This window comes from Seongchinamella sediminis (genome assembly GCF_003457605.1).
Classification (GTDB): Bacteria; Pseudomonadota; Gammaproteobacteria; order Pseudomonadales; family Halieaceae; genus Halioglobus; species Halioglobus sediminis.
In genome coordinates this window covers 126,322-141,122 of the sequence record NZ_QRAN01000004.1, presented here as the reverse complement: position 1 = coordinate 141,122, position 14,801 = coordinate 126,322, and the positions used below count along the sequence as shown (strand labels likewise).

Genomic DNA, 14,801 nt, shown 5'->3' with positions numbered 1-14,801 from the left:
GGGGCAAAAATACGTTAAAGTAATCGCTTAAGCTGTGATCCGGAAACACCACCGCCCATGTTCGACCAGTTTGAAGCCCAGGCACCCCTTGACAAGCATAGCTATGAAACCCAGGCGCTGGCGCTGCGCCAGCAACTGCTGGAAATCCAGTTCGCCCTGGAAGGCAGCCGCCACCCGGTTCTCATTGTACTTGCCGGGCTGGACGGCGCCGGCAAGGGCGTGCTGGTTCACCGGCTCAATGAATGGATGGACCCCCGGGGTATCGAGACCAACACCTATTGGGAACGCTCCGACGAGGAAGATAATCGCCCCTATTTCTGGCGCTTCTGGCGCCAGTTACCGCAGCGGGGCCAGATTGGCATTTTCCTCGGCTCCTGGTATACCCAGGTAACCCAGCAGCGCGTCGAGGAACTTATCGATGACGAGGCGCTTGAAGCGTTCTGCCGACGCATCAGCGAATTTGAGCGCCAGCTCACTGACGACGGCGCCCTGGTCATTAAAATCTGGGTCCATGTGTCGGAGGAAACCCAGCGCCGGCAGTTGGAAGAAAAAGCCCCGCTACGCCAGCAAAACCCGCGAGTTACCGAAAACCCCTATGAACTGGTGGGGAAATACCAGCAGGCCATGATCACCTCAAAGAAGGTCATTCAGCTGACCCAGACCTTCCAGTGCCCCTGGCATATCGTTGATGGCGAAGACCGCAACTACCGGGAGATCAAGGCCGGAGAAATCATCCGCGATGCCGTGCTACGAAGGATTGAGACGCGCGAACCACCCGCCCCCCGCGAGCAGTTCCCGCCCCCCGTGGATGCCCTGGCCAGCGTGAAACTGGACAGCGTGCTGGCAAAGAGTGCTTACAGGAAAAAGCTGCTCAAGTACCAGTCCCGGCTGCAGGACCTGGCCTGGGAAGGGTATCGCCAGAAACGCTCGCTGGTGGCGGTTTTCGAGGGCTGGGACGGCGCCGGCAAAGGCTCGGCGCTGCGGCGGGTGACCGGCGCGATAGACCCCCGGCTATACAAGCTGGTACAGATCTCCGCGCCAACTGACGAGGAGCTCGCCCATCACTACAGCTGGCGCTTCTGGCGCCACCTGCAGCGGGACGGTCGGGTGACGCTGTTTGACCGCTCCTGGTACGGACGCGTCATGGTCGAGCGGGTGGAGAAATTCGCCAGCGAGGACGAGTGGACACGGGCCTATCGGGAAATCAATGAATTCGAGCGGGAACTCACCCTGCACGGGTCAATCGTTGCCAAGTTCTGGCTTCATATCGACCAGGATGAGCAACTGACACGCTTCCGGGCGCGCGAACAGGCGGCCCACAAGCGCCACAAGATCACCGCTGAGGACTGGCGCAACCGGGAGAAGTGGCCCGAGTACGAGGCGGCGGTCAACGAGATGATCGCCCGGACCCACACCCCCCATGCCCCCTGGACCCTGGTGCCCGGCAATAACAAGCACTATGCCAGAATCAACATTCTCGAGACCCTGTGTGAAGCCATGGAACGGGCGCTGTTCTGAGGCCAGGCGAGCGTTCACCTCACCTGCTGTTCACTTGTAGGCCCCGGGGTCCAGCCGGCGCATCTCGGCCTCGATCCAGCGTTCGATTTCTTCCATCAATTCGCCCTGTTCCCGACCATCAGCCGATACCGGCTGGCCGATAGACACATCAATCGTGCCCGGGATAAACCAGAACGAACGCCGCGGCCAGCAGCGCCCCGAGGTCACCGCTATCGGAATGACGTAGGCCCCTGTGGCTACCGCCAGGCGAGTGGCGCCGGTTTTGTAGACCCCCTTGCTGCCACGTTCGGTACGGGTACCCTCGGGAAACATGATGATCCACTTGCCCTGGTCCATCAGCACCTGGCCTTCTTCTGCCACCTTGGTCCAGGCGGCAGAGCGCTTGCTGCGATCGATGTGGACCATATTCAGGCGCGCCATTGCCCAACCGAAGATGGGAATCCTCAGCAGCTCTTTCTTGAAGACGTAGGACAGCGGGTGGGAAGCCATGCTGGGGAAATAAAACGTTTCCCAGGTGGACTGGTGCTTGGGACAGAGGATCACCCGCCGCATGTCATCCGGACCGGGCAGGTTTTCTTCGCCGTGCACCTGGTACTTGACCCCGCCGACAATACGGGCGGCGCCGATAACACCCCTCAGCCAGGGTACGGCAAACCACCACCAGAGCTTCTTGTCGTCGAGGAACAGGGAACTGAGCAGCAGTGCCAAGCCCACCGGAATCACGGTGAGCACAATCCAGCAAAAAACCAGTAGCGAGCGGATGACGTTCATTAATTTTCCTTGGCAGCTCCAGGCTATGCATTAAACCAGAGCCGGGGTTGACTGAAAACCTCGCCATGGCCAGGGCCAGACCCGACGCTGGGCGAGCACCGGACCAGCTACTGTAAATACACACCCTGCGAGGTATACTGGGAGGTTTGTGAACCAGCTGCATCCGCAGCTCAACCGGGGAGCCGTGAAGAAACCCGTTTCCAAAGCCGAGATCAGGGCGGAACTGGAGCGCGAGACCGAGCGTTTCCTGCAGCGCGGCGGACAGGTGGAAAACGTTCCCCAGGGGCGCAGCGGCACGGAACCGGGCGATCCCCCGCTATTCCTCAACCGGCGACTGTTCATCGAACCCAGGTCTTCACGCACCCTGGTGCCGGAGGTCGTGGCCGCAATCGAGGCTCGTCGCCAGCAGCGATTGCAACGCAAGCCTGAGCCCAGGCGAAGCCGCCTGCCGCGGCCCCGCCGCAAAATCATCTATGATGACTTCGGCGAACCCTTGCGCAAGATCTGGGTCGACGAGTAGTCCCTGCATGCCGCAGTCCGTTTTCACCCACTGCTGCCCTACCCCCGGCCATGGTGTGAAATGTCAATGCTTTCGACAGATTCAGCGCTGGTGGCGAGTAGGCCGAGGCACTATCTTGGCCAGTCAGCCACCGGGAGTATCACATTGACAGCTTTTGAACCTGCAGAACTGGAAGCCCTTACCGGCCAGCGCCTGGGACCCTACAACAGTTTCAACCCCGTCAGCCGGGTGCAGATATGGCAGTGGTGCAGCGCCATGGGCGACCGCAATCCGCTGTACCTGGATGAGGCCTACCAGGCCAGCGTGGGTCTGCAGCAGGCAGTCGCGCCGCCCGCCATGATGCAGATGTGGACCATGCGCGACTTCAATATGGACTACGCGCCCGGGTCCACCAGTGCTGAGCCCTACAGGGTCTTCGACGAGCTCAGCTCGCGCGGCTATGCCGAGAACGTGGCGGTGAGCTATGACATCAGTTTTCACCGCTACCTGCACGAGGGCGCGCGGCCCCATCACTACACCACGGTGGTCGCGATCAGCCCGCTGAAGACCACGGCCCTCGGCCAGGGCTACTTTGTTACCGAGCAGGTCGAGTACCTGGATCAGCACGAGCAATGCTTCGCCGAGGCGCTCATCACCTATTTCCAGTATCGCGCCGCGGCCACCAGTGCCAGCACAAGCACCGAGGCCGACACCGACACCGACAATGCGGCAGCGAGGCATTTTCCGGAGAACACCCCGCCTGATTTCAGCCCGCTGGAATTCTCCAGCCTGGAACTGGGCCAGCAGCTGCCGGCACTAACCATCCCCATCACCCACAAACTGGTGGTGGGCGGCGCCATTGCCTCGCAGGACTTTATCCCTGTGCACCACAACGCGCCCGCCGCACGGGCCGCGGCCATGCCGGATATCTTCATGAACATACTCACCACCTGCGGCCTCTGCGGCCGCTACCTCAGTGACTGGTCCGGCCCCGGCGCCAGGCTGCAAAAACTGCGGTTGAAATTGCTGGCGCCCAACGTGCCCGGGGATACAATGGTGATGCAGGGTGCGGTCAGCGCACTGGGTGAGGACAAGCTGGTGGATGTGGAGTTCAGCGGTGCCAACAGCCGCGGTTTCCACGTTACCGGCAGCGCGACCCTGTCCCTCTAATTTCGAACACATGAACGCCTGGAGAAAACACCATGAGTGAAGCAAGATTTGCCGGCAAGGTTGCCATCGTCACCGGTGGCAGCATGGGTATTGGCCGGGCGACCGCCCTGCAGTTGGCCAGGGAGGGAGCACAGGTCGTGGCCTGTGCCCGGCGCATGCCCCGCCTGGAAAGTCTGGCTCAGGAAATCGACGATTTCGGCGGCAAGTTCAAGGGCGTCGAGCTGGATATTGGCAACCTGGAGGCTTTCGCCAGCCTGATCGAGCAAACCGCCAGCGACTATGGCCGCCTCGATGTACTGGTGAACAATGCGCCCACGGTCATCGGCGGCATGATCCTCGACCAGAATATCGAGGACTGGCGCGCCAACTTCGGCGTCTGTGTGGAAAGTGTTTTCATTGGCGTCCAGTCGGCCCTGAAGATCATGCAGCCCCAGGGCAGCGGCTCGATTATCAATATTTCCTCGGTCAGCAGCCTGCGGGCAGGTATGGCCGCAGGGGCCTACTCGGCGGCCAAGGCCGCGGTCAACCAGTTCAGCATGTGCGCGGCGATGGAAGCCGCGCCCCATGGCGTCCGGGTCAACGTGGTCGCTCCCGGCGCGGTGGAAACGCCGGGGCTGGATGCATCGGTGATGAAAAACGACGCGATGAAAAAATTGATGGCAAGCTCAATTCCCATTCAACGCCTGGGCACCCCGGAGGACCTGGCGAACAGTATCTGTTTCCTCGCTTCCGACCAGGCCGCATTCATCACCGGCGTGGTACTGCCGGTTGATGGTGGCAAGACTCCCCAGTTGCATGTCCCCGACTGGGAGCTTACGCTGGACAATCGGGACGTAAAATAGCGAGGAATAATTAATATGGGTACTTACGTTATTACCGGCGGCGCCAGCGGCATCGGCAAGGCCATTGCGGAACAGTTGCAAAATGAAGGGCACCGTACCCTCGCTGTCGACATTCAGAATGCTGATATTGTTGCCGACCTGGCCTCGCCGGAGGGGCGGGATGCCGCGGTAGCAGCGATCATAGAGGCGACCGGCGCGGGCTTACAGGGACTGGTCACCAGCGCGGGGGTCGGCTCTCACGTATCCAACAATACCCTGGTTACCAATGTGAACTACTTTGGCACCGTGGAATTGATCCAGAAACTCGAAGACCACCTGGCAGAGCACAATGCCAGCGTATTGCTGGTTTCATCCAACTCCGCACCCATGGAAACCAATCCAGAGTTCATCCACAGCCTGTTACAGGGCGACGCCGGGGGCGCCTGCGCTATCGCGGAAGAGATGCAGGGTCATCCGGTATACTCTGGCACCAAGCAGGCGGTGACCATCTGGATGCGCCGCAATGCCGCCGCCTTCGCCGGCAAGGGTGTTCGCATGAACGCCATCGGCCCCGGCTACACCCGCACCCCACTGAGCCAGGCGGCCGAGGACAATCCCGACTACAGTGAGTCAATCAAGCAATTTATTGCGTCCATTCCGGTAGGCAGGCCCGGCACGCCCGAGGACATGGCGGACGCCGCCAGCTTCCTGCTCGGTGATCGCGCCACCTTTATTTGCGGCGCCATGCTGTTCGTCGACGGTGGCCACGACGCATTGATGCGCCCCGACAGTTTCTAGGGCGAATTCAGTTAGCGTTAACAGACCCTGTAAGGTACAGCGCCCCGCAACGGGGCGCTGATCGGCTCAGTACTGGCTGATTGTCTTTTCTGCAAATCCTTCGATGCCGGCGAGTTTTTTCTCCAGGGTAATAGCCGGGTCATAGGGATTCCAGGGGTTCACACAGATATCGGTCACGCCCAGCGCCTCCAGGCGTTGGTAGTCATCCATGCTGCGCGCAGTCACATCAAAGGCATGCACTTCAAATTGGGTTCGCTCGTCAGTGCCGTACTGCTGACGGAATTCCGCAAGCGCCGCCAGAATCTCTTTCAGGGTCTCGTAATCACTGTTGGCTGACACCCAGCCATCGCCAAGCTGGGCCGCCCTGCGCAGGGCAGGCTTGGAATGACCACCCACCAGAATCGGTACCGGCGCTGTGGGAGCCGGTGACAGCTTACAGCGACCAATTGCGAAATGATCACTCTGGTATTCAAAGTATTCACCGCTCATCGCCGCCCGGATGATTTCCAGGCACTCGTCAAAAATCTTGCCGCGCTGGTCGAAGTCGACCCCGTTAAAGGTAAAATCCTCCTTCCAGGGGCTTAATCCGGCGCCCAGACTGACGCGGTTACCGCTCACTACCGCCAGTGACGACAGCGCCTTGGCCAGCACCAGCGGCTGGCGCACCGGCACCTTCATCACTGCCGGGTAAAAGCGCAGCTTTTCGGTTGCCGCGGCCATCGAAGCCATGGCAATAAAGGGATCCAGCACCGGCATTCCGTCGAGCACCTGGCGAACGGCGTCGGTGTTCATATAGGGATAGTCGGATTCGGTGATTTCCGGGTAAAAAATGCTGTCCGGAATCGCCAGCGAATGAAACCCTGCCGCCTCTGCGGCGCGAGCAAGTTCTGTGTAGTCCTCGGTACCGCCAAGTCCTGTGTGCAAAGAGAATCGCATAGTCAATCCTGTCTTTTCAGTAAAGGCCCGATGATGCTAGCCTGGCACCGGGGCAAAAAAAACCGTGCCTGGGCTTCAGGCACGGTCAATGGAGGCCCTAGAGGGGCACTGCTTAAAACTCGTAGCCGACCGATACCGCCCAGGTACGGGGGTTGTTGTAGCCGGCAGTCTGGAACAGGGTCAGGTCGAAGGTGTTGGTCAGCACCCGGGTGTCCTCCAGGTTCTTGCCTTCCACCGCAATCCGCCAGTTGCTGCCGGGGCTGCGGAATACCGCCAGGGCATTCCAGATCACGTGCTCGTCCTGAACCTGCGCCGCCGCGGCAGCTTCGTTGGTCAGGTCTATCGGCGAATTGGTGTACGACTCGGTACGGTAAGAGAAGTCCGTTCCGAGCATCAGGCTGCCCCAGTCGGCGAGATCAAACTCGTAGCTCACCCGCCCGGCCACGGTCCACTCCGGGGAGAAACCGATGGCAGTCGTGTCGGCGATGTCGCCACCGGCGGATTCAAACTTTTTGACGTCTACATCGAGATAACCCACGTTCAGGCCGACTGTCAGGCCGTCGACAGCGGGCAACCAGGTCATCTCCAGGTCAACGCCACTGGTTTCCATTTCACCGACGTTATCGACTGTCTCCTCGAAGTTGTTATCAACCAGGCCGATGGTGGCCAGTTGCTTGTCCTGGTAGTCGTTGTAGAAGATTTCGCCGTTCACGCGCAGGGTGCCATCCAGCACTGTAGTCTTCATGCCCAGGGTATAGGCGTCCACCACCTCGGGGTCGAAAGCATCACTCTTGCCGCTCTGGTTCTGGAAGCCGCCGGACTTGAAGCCCGAGGAAAAGCCACCGTAGAACATCAGGTCCTCACCGGCAAACCAGGTCAGCTTGGCGCTGGGCGAGAATTCCGTCCAGTCATCCTTGGCGTAGGTCGGCTCGGGGAAACTGATATTGATGGCCTCGGTATAGGGTGTCGCCCAACCCACAAATGAGGGGCTGGCTGCCGCAGTGGCTTCCTGGCCGGGGGCGATCGCCAGGGGAACAACGCCAAAGGGCGTATTGGCCAGGGCCAGGGCGTAGAGTTCCTGGTCCACAGTCGCGGTCTGGCTCTCCTCTTTTTCGTCCTTGGTATAGCGGCCACCCACGGACAGCTGCCAGCTCTCGGCGAAGTCCCAGTCAATAGTGGCGTAGACCGATTGGGAGGTCAGGTCGCGCTCATCCAGGTGAGTGTCCTTGAACTGGGTGGTAGTGCCCAGCAAACGCGGGGTCTGCAGCGTGGTTCCGCTGATCTCGGTAGTGGCGTCGAGGTAGTAAACACCCAGCACCGCCTGCAGGTTCTCGCTACTGTAGTTGAACTGGAATTCCTGGCTGAAATCCTCGAATTCCCGGTCGTTGAGGGTGTAAATAAAAGTCTGCTCACTGCCGTCAAAGTCGAAGGGCTGGACGTGGTCAGTATTGCGCTGGGCGGTGATCGATTTCAGGGTCCAGCTGTCGCTGATATCCCAGTCGACGGTCAGGGCGACGGTGGCTGACTCGATCTCGAACTTGTTGAGCAGATCGCCTTGCTCGGTGGAGACCTCGTCGGGGTCGCCGGCCACTGCCGCGTCATTGGGAGTCTGCAGAAGCCCGGTACCCGGCGCCAGGAAGAAATTGGCGCCATTGGTGAAGAAGTCCAGCTGCTGCAGGAACCCGGCATCAACGCCACTGCGGTTGGGCAGGCGCGGGACTGATTCGTCCAGGTTATAGTCCCCGGACAGCTTGACCCGCAGCGTGTCAGTTGCATTCCACACCAGAGCGCCGCGATAGGCAGATACATCCTGGTCCCAGAAGCCGGCACCATCGAAGGTGTTTTTCTGGATGGGGTCGCGTTCGCGATACAGGGCGCCGAAACTACCCAGCAGCGTATCACCGATGATCGGCCCGGAAACATTGCCTTTTACCTGCAGGAGGTCGAACTCGCCTGTCTTGACCTCAATGTCACCGCTCAGTTGCTCGGTGGGTTCACGGGGCACGTATTTGATGGCGCCGCCAATGGTGTTGCGCCCATAGAGGTTACCCTGGGGGCCCTTCAGAACCTCAATTCGCTCCACATCGTACACTTCCAGCAGGGATCCGGTGGCCCGGTTCATGTAAATATCATCAACGTAAATGCCGACACCCTGGGCGAAATTGGGGTCATTGCCAATACCGCGGATAAACGCCGCTACCGAGCCTGCCTGCAGGCCGCCGGTCTCGGTGAGGGTGAGGTTGGGGGTCATCCGCTGCAGGTCTTCCATGCCCTCCACCTGGGCGTCCTGCAACTGGGCGGAGTTAAACGCGGAAACCGCCATCGGGACGTCCTGCAAACTCTCGCTTCGCTTACGGGCGGTGACTACCACCTCTTCCAGCTGGGCACTTGCGTAGTCGGAAGAGCCGATCGCTGCCACAACTGCCAGGCTCATCAAAGTGTGTTTGTAGTGCTTGTTCATTCGAGCATCTCCACGTTATAGGTTATGGTATTCAAATCCCTACGCTCGCAGCTACCGGAGTCTGCGGCTTGCTAATCAGCGGAAGTATCACCGCTGGGCGCCTCAATCTGTAGAACCTCTCACTTCAACTTAATATACATTTACGTTCACTGCCCCGGCACAGCAGAGAACGCAGATGTAAACAAGATTGACCGCAGGGGTCCTTTGTCCCCGCCGCCGGCCAGCTATGATATCCTCTGGTCACTTACTGGAGTCTCCTTCAATGTCCGCAGCACTTAACCACCTGCTATCCCCGGGCAAGATAGGCCCTATGACCTTGCGCAACCGCATTGTGCTGGCGGCCATGGGATCCAATTTTGCCAGCGAGGACGGCCATTGCACAGAGCAACTGCTCGCTTACTACGAGGCGCGTGCCCAGGGTGGTGCCGGTTTGCTGGTGCTGGAGACTTCTGCCGCCTGCTATCCCCGCGGCGCTACCATGCCCCGCACGCTGGCATTTTCCGATGATAGCTATCTTCCCGGACTGCGCGAGCTGACCTCCCGGGTCAGGCAGCACGGCGCAAAAATCGTGGCCCAGCTCAACCACGGCGGCAAAATGGCCCAGGAAGACACCGCCGCCGGGCGGCTTATTCCGGTGCCCTCGCCGCTCACCCCCTCCCCCAGCAACATGTTCAAGGTGCTTACCCGCGCGGAGATCGGCAACTTCATCAAAGCCGCAGGGCCGGACGGCAAGGGGCCGCAGTACCAGGAAATGAGCGAGGACGACATCGCGGCTATCGTCAACGAGTTCAGGGATGCCGCACTGCGGGCCCAGGCCGCCGGATTCGACGGCGTCGAGGTCCACGCCGGCCACGGCTACCTGCTGGCCAGCTTCCTGTCGCCCTATACCAACAAACGCCAGGATCGCTATGGCGGCAACCACGAGAACCGGGCGCGTTTACTGACCGAGATCATTACCGCCACGCGCGCCGCCACCGGGCCCGACTTTGCCATTCTGGTGCGCCTCGACGCAATGGAATATCGCACGGAGGGCGGGATTACCCCCGCTGACTGCGTGGTGACCGCCAGCCTCTGTGAAGCGGCCGGCGCTGACGCCATCGATGTCAGCGCCTACGGCAATGTGGCCCATGCCATCGCCTTCACCGAGGCGCCGCTGGTGCACGAACCCGGCGGCTTCATCGACTTCGCCAAACAGGTAAAAGCCGCCGTCAGCGTTCCGGTGATCGGCGTCGGCCGCATTGAGCCGGAGGTGGGCGAACGCCATATTGCCGCCGGCGATTTCGACTTTCTTGCCATGGGTCGCAAACTGCTGGCGGACCCCGAACTGCCGAACAAGCTGATGGCGCGCACCCCCGAGCAGATCCGTCCCTGTATTTACTGCTATATCTGCGTCAGCCAGATCTTCATCAACAAGCCCATGGTCTGCGCCGTCAATCACAGCATGGGCAGGGAACACGAGGGGGATATCCTCGCCCGCAGTGGTGCCAGACAGCGAGTGCTGGTGGTCGGTGGCGGACCCGGCGGCATGGAAGCGGCGCGTATGCTGGCGGAACAGGGGCATGACGTCAGCCTGTGGGAGAAAGAGAAGGACCTCGGAGGAACCGCCCGTATCGCCGCCCTCGCCTACCAGCCGAATGAACGCCTGATCCAGTACCTGGCGGCGGAAATGCGCCGACTACCCATTGACCTGCAGCTGGGAAAACAGGCCAGCGCGGAGGACATTGCCCGCTTTGGGGCCGACCACGTCATTCTGGCAACGGGCGCCATCCGCACCGCACCTGACATCCCCGGCAAAAACCAGCGCCACGTATTTGACGGTGATGAGTTGCGGGGGGTGCTCTTTGGCAGTGACAAGGCGGCTGCGGCCAAACTGTCGCCGTTTTCCCGCCTGATGCTGTGGGCAGGCAGGCTGAGCCAGGCACTGCGCAGCATTGCGCTGATGCGCTACGCATCCCGGTTCTGGATGCCGCTGAAAAAAGAAATCGTGATTATCGGCGGCGGCCTGGTAGGGCTGGAGCTGGCCGAGTACCTGGTTGAACGAGGCCGCCGGGTAACGGTGCTGGAACCGGGGCCGGACCTCGGTGCCGAGCTTGCCATCGTCCGGCGCGCCAGGGTACTGCACATGTTGCGCGAGCACGGGGTTGCGATCCATCGCAGTAGCCCGATTCGCGAGATCACCAGCGATGCGGTGGTTTACGAGCATGAGGGTGAGCAACAGTCCCTGCCGGCCAGGCAGGTAATCATCGCCATGGGCGCCGAGGGCGATAGCCGTCTCGCCGATGCCCTCGGTTCCAGCGAGGCCCAGGTACACCGTATCGGTGACTGCCAGGACATCGCCTACATTGATGGCGCCATACTGTCGGCCCGTGAGGTGGTTCAGCAGATAACCGCCTGAGCCAACCGGGTCACGACGCCAGGCCAGGGGCTTTCAGCCCCCGGCCGATTTACACCCTTTACCGTATCCCGAGCTGGACCTCGACCGCGGCAGGCGCCCCCGCCGGCAGCAGCACTCGCACCTCGCCGCTGTGTTCATAACCCAGCTCGGCGAGGCCGGCGGCGAACCGGGCCAGCACATCAGCCGGGTCCTCAGGCATTTCCCTCAAGATAACAGACGCGCAGTTGAAAGCTTCGCTGTTGTAAATACGATAGCGACCGAGAGCCTGCGCTGTACCGCGAATGGGTAGTGCAAGACCGTATTCTCCTCCCGGCAGCGGAAGCACATGCAGGGGACCGCCGGCGCTGCCACCGGCCTTCACCAGGCTGACGTTAAGGCGTGGCGCCAGCTCTCGCACCCGGCCCAACAGGCTGGTCAAATCCGCGCCCTCAGCGCTGTAGAAAAACCGTGTGGCGGGAACCGTCTTGAGGGTGATGTCCAGCGTGGAGGCTGCCCCGGTCGTCTCACTGTCTATTTCTGCGCTTGCGGTCGCAGGTGCAGGGGCCGCGGCCAGTTCTTCGTACTTGCCCTCGGAACCGTAGCAGGGGCCCCGCACCCGCCGCCGCTCAGACTCGGTGGCGGGAGCGGCGCCCATGAACCGCAACCACTCGCCAGCCTCGGCATGGGCACCACCGACCAGGGTTGCGTTGATGAATGCCCGCCTGGCCTGTTCCGGCCTGTGCTGCTTGAGCAGGGCCACTCCCAGCAGCAGGTTGGCCCTGCTGACAAAGCGGTCCTGGAGCTGTTCGCCGCAGGCCTGGAGCACGGTCCTTTCCACCGCAGCCCAGCGTTCGTCCTCCATTTGCAGCTGGGCCAGGTACAGGTAAAGCTCGGTATCGCCGCTGCTGGCGACCGCCTGCTCCAGTGCGGCCAGCGCCCTGTCCCGCTCCCGGGCCTGCAGCCACAATTCAAACAGCTGGCGCTGGCGCCGCGCATCCGCTGGTATTTCACCCTGCTCCATGGCCAGCTGCAGTGTGCGGGCGGCCCCGTATGGATTGCCGTGGAGGGCCTGCAGGTCAACCAGCAGCTGTAACTCCGCCACCGTGAACGCCAGACCTTTTTCCCGCGCCAGCCGCAGTTGGTCCAGGGCCTGCTGCCCTTTTTCCTGCTGCAGGTAGACCGACACCAGCTGATGCCAGTGCGCCGCGTTGCCAGGCTCCATGGCGAGCAGTTGCTCCAGGATGTGTTCACACTGCTCAAAAGCTCCGCTGCGGTAATACAGCGCCAGCGCCTGCCGCAGCTGGTTGACATCCAGAGGCAGACCCTCGGCGCTGATGCCATCGAGGGCCACCACGGTGGCGACATAGTCTCCCTGGCGGAACCGGGCCTGGGCCAGCAACAGGAAGTCCCTGGCGTCCGGGACCAGGTCTATCGCCAGCGCCCGCTGCAGGGTATCCGCCGCAGCGGGGTAGTCTTGCTGCAGCAGGTAGACCTGGGCCAGCTCGCGCAACATTTCCCGGTTGGCCACGGCCGCGAGCCCGTCTGCTGCCAGCGCCTGCTGGTAGTAGGTCACCGCCGCCGGGTAATCCTTGCGCTGCAGGTGATGGCGGGCGAGAAACCGGCCCGCGCTGGACCTGGCATAGGGATCGTCGATGCTGTCGATCTGCTGTTCCAGCTCCGCCGCCGACAGTTCACTGCCCTGACCCGCTTCACCCAGCGGATCCAGCTGGATCCTGCTGCGGTACTGGCCCTGCTCCCGGGCCATTCCCGCGGCGGCGCCCAGGCACAGTAGCAGCGCCAGGGGGAACTGGCGCCTAATCGACATTGGGGAGATTATTCGGGTAATCCTGCCAGCGCACCTCGACCTTCTGGGTCAGCACCACATTGCTGGCGGACTGGCGGGAGAAATTTACCGAATAGTGCCAGTCTTCCACGGCGGCAATAACCTTGTCTTCAAACACCCCCCGGGGATTGGCATCGAGCACCCGCACGTCCCGGGTCTCGCCGCGGGGTGTGACGGTAAAAGCCACCAGCACCCAGCCACTGATCCTGTTCTCCCAGGCCACCTCGGGAACGTTGGGGCGGCGGGTATTGTAGGGTACGACCTCGACAAAGCCGTTGGCGTCCTGGCCATTGCCGGGTATATTCACACCGGCTGCTCCCCCCGGGGCGCTGAAGCTGGACCCCACGGGCTGGAAATCAATATCGATCGCGCCGGGGTCAAAGTCAGGCATTTGCGGCTCGGTGGCCAGCTGCGGTGCCGGTGCCGCCACCTGCAGGGCCTCCATTTGCGGTTCGGCGGCCGGGGCATCCTCCGGCTGTGGCTGTTCCTCCTGGACATCCGGCTCCGGCTGGCGGGGCAGTATTTCCACCTGTTCGTAGACCGGCAGGCGAAGGCTGCCGTCCCCGCTGCGCTGGATCAGCCCCTGCATGAACAGGAAAATCGCCAGGGTCAGGCCCAGGGCACCGGCGAACGCGGGCAGCAGGCGCAGCGGTGGCAGGCCGGTCACTGCGCGCCCCGCTCGGCGGCAATCGCGATCCCCTCCACACCCGCCAGCCGCACCTGGTCCATGACTTCCACCAGTATGCGGGTGGCAGAATCTGCATCCGCCTGGATGACCACCGAGCCCTCCAGGTTGTCGGCGTGCAGGCGGGCGACAATCGCCCGCACACTGCGCGGGTCCACCGGGCGGCGGTCTACCCAGACTTCCCCCTCCGCGGTAATGGCGATAAAGATATTGGCGCTTTGCTGGGGCGTGGCCGAGTCGGCCCGGGGGCTGGATACGCTCACCCCGGATTCCTTGACGAATGAAGTGGTGACGATGAAAAAGATCAGCATGATGAACACGATGTCGAGCATGGGCGTCATGTCCAGCTCGGTCTCGCCGCTTTCCGGCAGGTGGCGCCGGGCAGTCATGCGACGCTCCGGGAAGCGCGGTCCGCGCGCAGGGCCAGGGTGTCAGCCAGAGCGCTGGTGCGCCGATCAGCCAGTTGTCCCAGGCGAACAGTGAAGTAAATCCCGGTCAGGGCGACCACCAGTCCCGCCATGGTAGGTATGGTCGCCCGGTACACGCCGCGCGCCATCGCCTGGGCGTCGTCGTTGCCGCTGACCGCGATCACTTCGAATACGCCGATCATGCCCAGTACCGTACCGAGCAGCCCCAGCAGGGGACACAGGGCCACCAGCACCCGGATCAGCGGCAACTGCGCGTGCAGGGCCAGCGACGCTTCCGAGACCATGGCCTCACGTATCTTGCGGGCCCGCCAGGAGGAACAGTCCCGGCGCTGCTGCCACTGCCGGACCAGCAGGCGGGCCCGCTGTGGCCAGCTGATGCGCAGGAACCACGCGCGTTCGAGAATCAACAGCCACAGCAACAGGCAGGTGAAGAATAACAGCCACAGCACCGGCCCTCCCTCGGCAATAAAATCCGTTACCCGATACCAGCTATCCAC

General features: G+C 62.0%; 13 protein-coding genes. 6 read left to right on the top strand and 7 right to left on the bottom strand.

What is annotated here, in order from left to right:
- Positions 1-57 precede the first annotated feature (57 nt).
- Positions 58-1,518, top strand: coding sequence for a polyphosphate:AMP phosphotransferase (gene pap / locus DWB85_RS05280; RefSeq protein WP_117953164.1), 1,461 nt, complete (start codon positions 58-60; stop codon positions 1,516-1,518).
- Between the two features lie 30 nt (positions 1,519-1,548).
- On the opposite strand, the gene DWB85_RS05275 is transcribed toward pap, so the two are convergent.
- Positions 1,549-2,289, bottom strand: a complete 741-nt coding sequence (locus DWB85_RS05275) for a lysophospholipid acyltransferase family protein (protein WP_117953163.1) — start codon at positions 2,287-2,289, stop codon at positions 1,549-1,551.
- A gap of 148 nt (positions 2,290-2,437) precedes the next feature.
- Between DWB85_RS05275 and DWB85_RS05270 the strand changes: the two genes are divergently transcribed.
- The 4 genes from DWB85_RS05270 to DWB85_RS05255 all read left to right on the top strand — a co-directional run bounded on the left by DWB85_RS05270 (position 2,438) and on the right by DWB85_RS05255 (position 5,577).
- The gene (locus tag DWB85_RS05270; protein ID WP_239017225.1) at positions 2,438-2,809 is read left to right on the top strand and encodes a hypothetical protein; all 372 of its coding nucleotides are present in this window, start codon (positions 2,438-2,440) and stop codon (positions 2,807-2,809) included.
- Between the two features lie 144 nt (positions 2,810-2,953).
- On the top strand, positions 2,954-3,958 hold the full coding sequence (locus DWB85_RS05265; protein WP_162846016.1) for an FAS1-like dehydratase domain-containing protein: 1,005 nt from the start codon (positions 2,954-2,956) through the stop codon (positions 3,956-3,958).
- Positions 3,959-3,990: 32 nt separating this feature from the next.
- Positions 3,991-4,800 (top strand): SDR family NAD(P)-dependent oxidoreductase, encoded by an 810-nt coding sequence (locus DWB85_RS05260; protein ID WP_117953161.1) that lies wholly within the window; start codon positions 3,991-3,993, stop codon positions 4,798-4,800.
- Positions 4,801-4,815: 15 nt separating this feature from the next.
- Complete coding sequence (locus tag DWB85_RS05255; protein WP_117953160.1) at positions 4,816-5,577, top strand: SDR family oxidoreductase; 762 nt, start codon at positions 4,816-4,818, stop codon at positions 5,575-5,577.
- A gap of 66 nt (positions 5,578-5,643) precedes the next feature.
- Here DWB85_RS05255 and DWB85_RS05250 read toward each other — a convergent pair whose 3' ends face one another.
- Together DWB85_RS05250 and DWB85_RS05245 are read right to left on the bottom strand one after the other, a co-directional pair.
- The gene (locus DWB85_RS05250) at positions 5,644-6,513 is read right to left on the bottom strand and encodes a TIGR03619 family F420-dependent LLM class oxidoreductase (RefSeq protein ID WP_117953159.1); all 870 of its coding nucleotides are present in this window, start codon (positions 6,511-6,513) and stop codon (positions 5,644-5,646) included.
- 112 nt (positions 6,514-6,625) lie between these two features.
- Positions 6,626-8,974 carry a TonB-dependent receptor gene (locus tag DWB85_RS05245; protein ID WP_117953158.1) on the bottom strand — a complete coding sequence of 783 codons (2,349 nt, stop codon included), beginning with the start codon at positions 8,972-8,974 and terminating at the stop codon, positions 6,626-6,628.
- Between the two features lie 262 nt (positions 8,975-9,236).
- Here DWB85_RS05245 and DWB85_RS05240 point away from each other — a divergent pair, with 262 nt between their 5' ends.
- Positions 9,237-11,369, top strand: coding sequence for an FAD-dependent oxidoreductase (locus tag DWB85_RS05240; protein WP_117953157.1), 2,133 nt, complete (start codon positions 9,237-9,239; stop codon positions 11,367-11,369).
- A gap of 58 nt (positions 11,370-11,427) precedes the next feature.
- On the opposite strand, the gene DWB85_RS05235 is transcribed toward DWB85_RS05240, so the two are convergent.
- Genes DWB85_RS05235 through DWB85_RS05220 form a run of 4 tightly spaced genes read right to left on the bottom strand, consistent with a single transcriptional unit; the run spans position 11,428 to position 14,801 of the window.
- Entirely contained in the window at positions 11,428-13,173 is a 1,746-nt protein-coding gene (locus DWB85_RS05235) for a tetratricopeptide repeat protein (protein ID WP_117953156.1), read from the bottom strand.
- Positions 13,163-13,858, bottom strand: a complete 696-nt coding sequence (locus DWB85_RS05230; RefSeq protein ID WP_117953155.1) for a TonB family protein — start codon at positions 13,856-13,858, stop codon at positions 13,163-13,165. The genes DWB85_RS05235 and DWB85_RS05230 overlap by 11 nt, the downstream gene beginning before the upstream one ends.
- Positions 13,855-14,265, bottom strand: a complete 411-nt coding sequence (locus DWB85_RS05225) for an ExbD/TolR family protein (protein ID WP_117953154.1) — start codon at positions 14,263-14,265, stop codon at positions 13,855-13,857. Before DWB85_RS05225 ends, DWB85_RS05230 begins: the two co-directional genes overlap by 4 nt.
- Positions 14,262-14,801: a MotA/TolQ/ExbB proton channel family protein gene (locus DWB85_RS05220; protein ID WP_117953153.1), complete on the bottom strand. Its 540-nt coding sequence runs from the start codon at positions 14,799-14,801 to the stop codon at positions 14,262-14,264. The genes DWB85_RS05225 and DWB85_RS05220 overlap by 4 nt, the downstream gene beginning before the upstream one ends.

What these genes read in the sequence shown, in the direction of transcription:
- pap (WP_117953164.1), top strand. Translation starts at nt 58, where the DNA reads ATGTTCGACCAGTTTGAAGCCCAGGCACCCCTTGACAAGCATAGCTAT.
- DWB85_RS05275 (WP_117953163.1), bottom strand. Translation starts at nt 2,289, where the DNA reads ATGAACGTCATCCGCTCGCTACTGGTTTTTTGCTGGATTGTGCTCACC.
- DWB85_RS05260 (WP_117953161.1), top strand. Translation starts at nt 3,991, where the DNA reads ATGAGTGAAGCAAGATTTGCCGGCAAGGTTGCCATCGTCACCGGTGGC.
- DWB85_RS05255 (WP_117953160.1), top strand. Translation starts at nt 4,816, where the DNA reads ATGGGTACTTACGTTATTACCGGCGGCGCCAGCGGCATCGGCAAGGCC.
- DWB85_RS05250 (WP_117953159.1), bottom strand. Translation starts at nt 6,513, where the DNA reads ATGCGATTCTCTTTGCACACAGGACTTGGCGGTACCGAGGACTACACA.
- DWB85_RS05245 (WP_117953158.1), bottom strand. Translation starts at nt 8,974, where the DNA reads ATGAACAAGCACTACAAACACACTTTGATGAGCCTGGCAGTTGTGGCA.
- DWB85_RS05240 (WP_117953157.1), top strand. Translation starts at nt 9,237, where the DNA reads ATGTCCGCAGCACTTAACCACCTGCTATCCCCGGGCAAGATAGGCCCT.
- DWB85_RS05235 (WP_117953156.1), bottom strand. Translation starts at nt 13,173, where the DNA reads ATGTCGATTAGGCGCCAGTTCCCCCTGGCGCTGCTACTGTGCCTGGGC.
- DWB85_RS05225 (WP_117953154.1), bottom strand. Translation starts at nt 14,265, where the DNA reads ATGACTGCCCGGCGCCACCTGCCGGAAAGCGGCGAGACCGAGCTGGAC.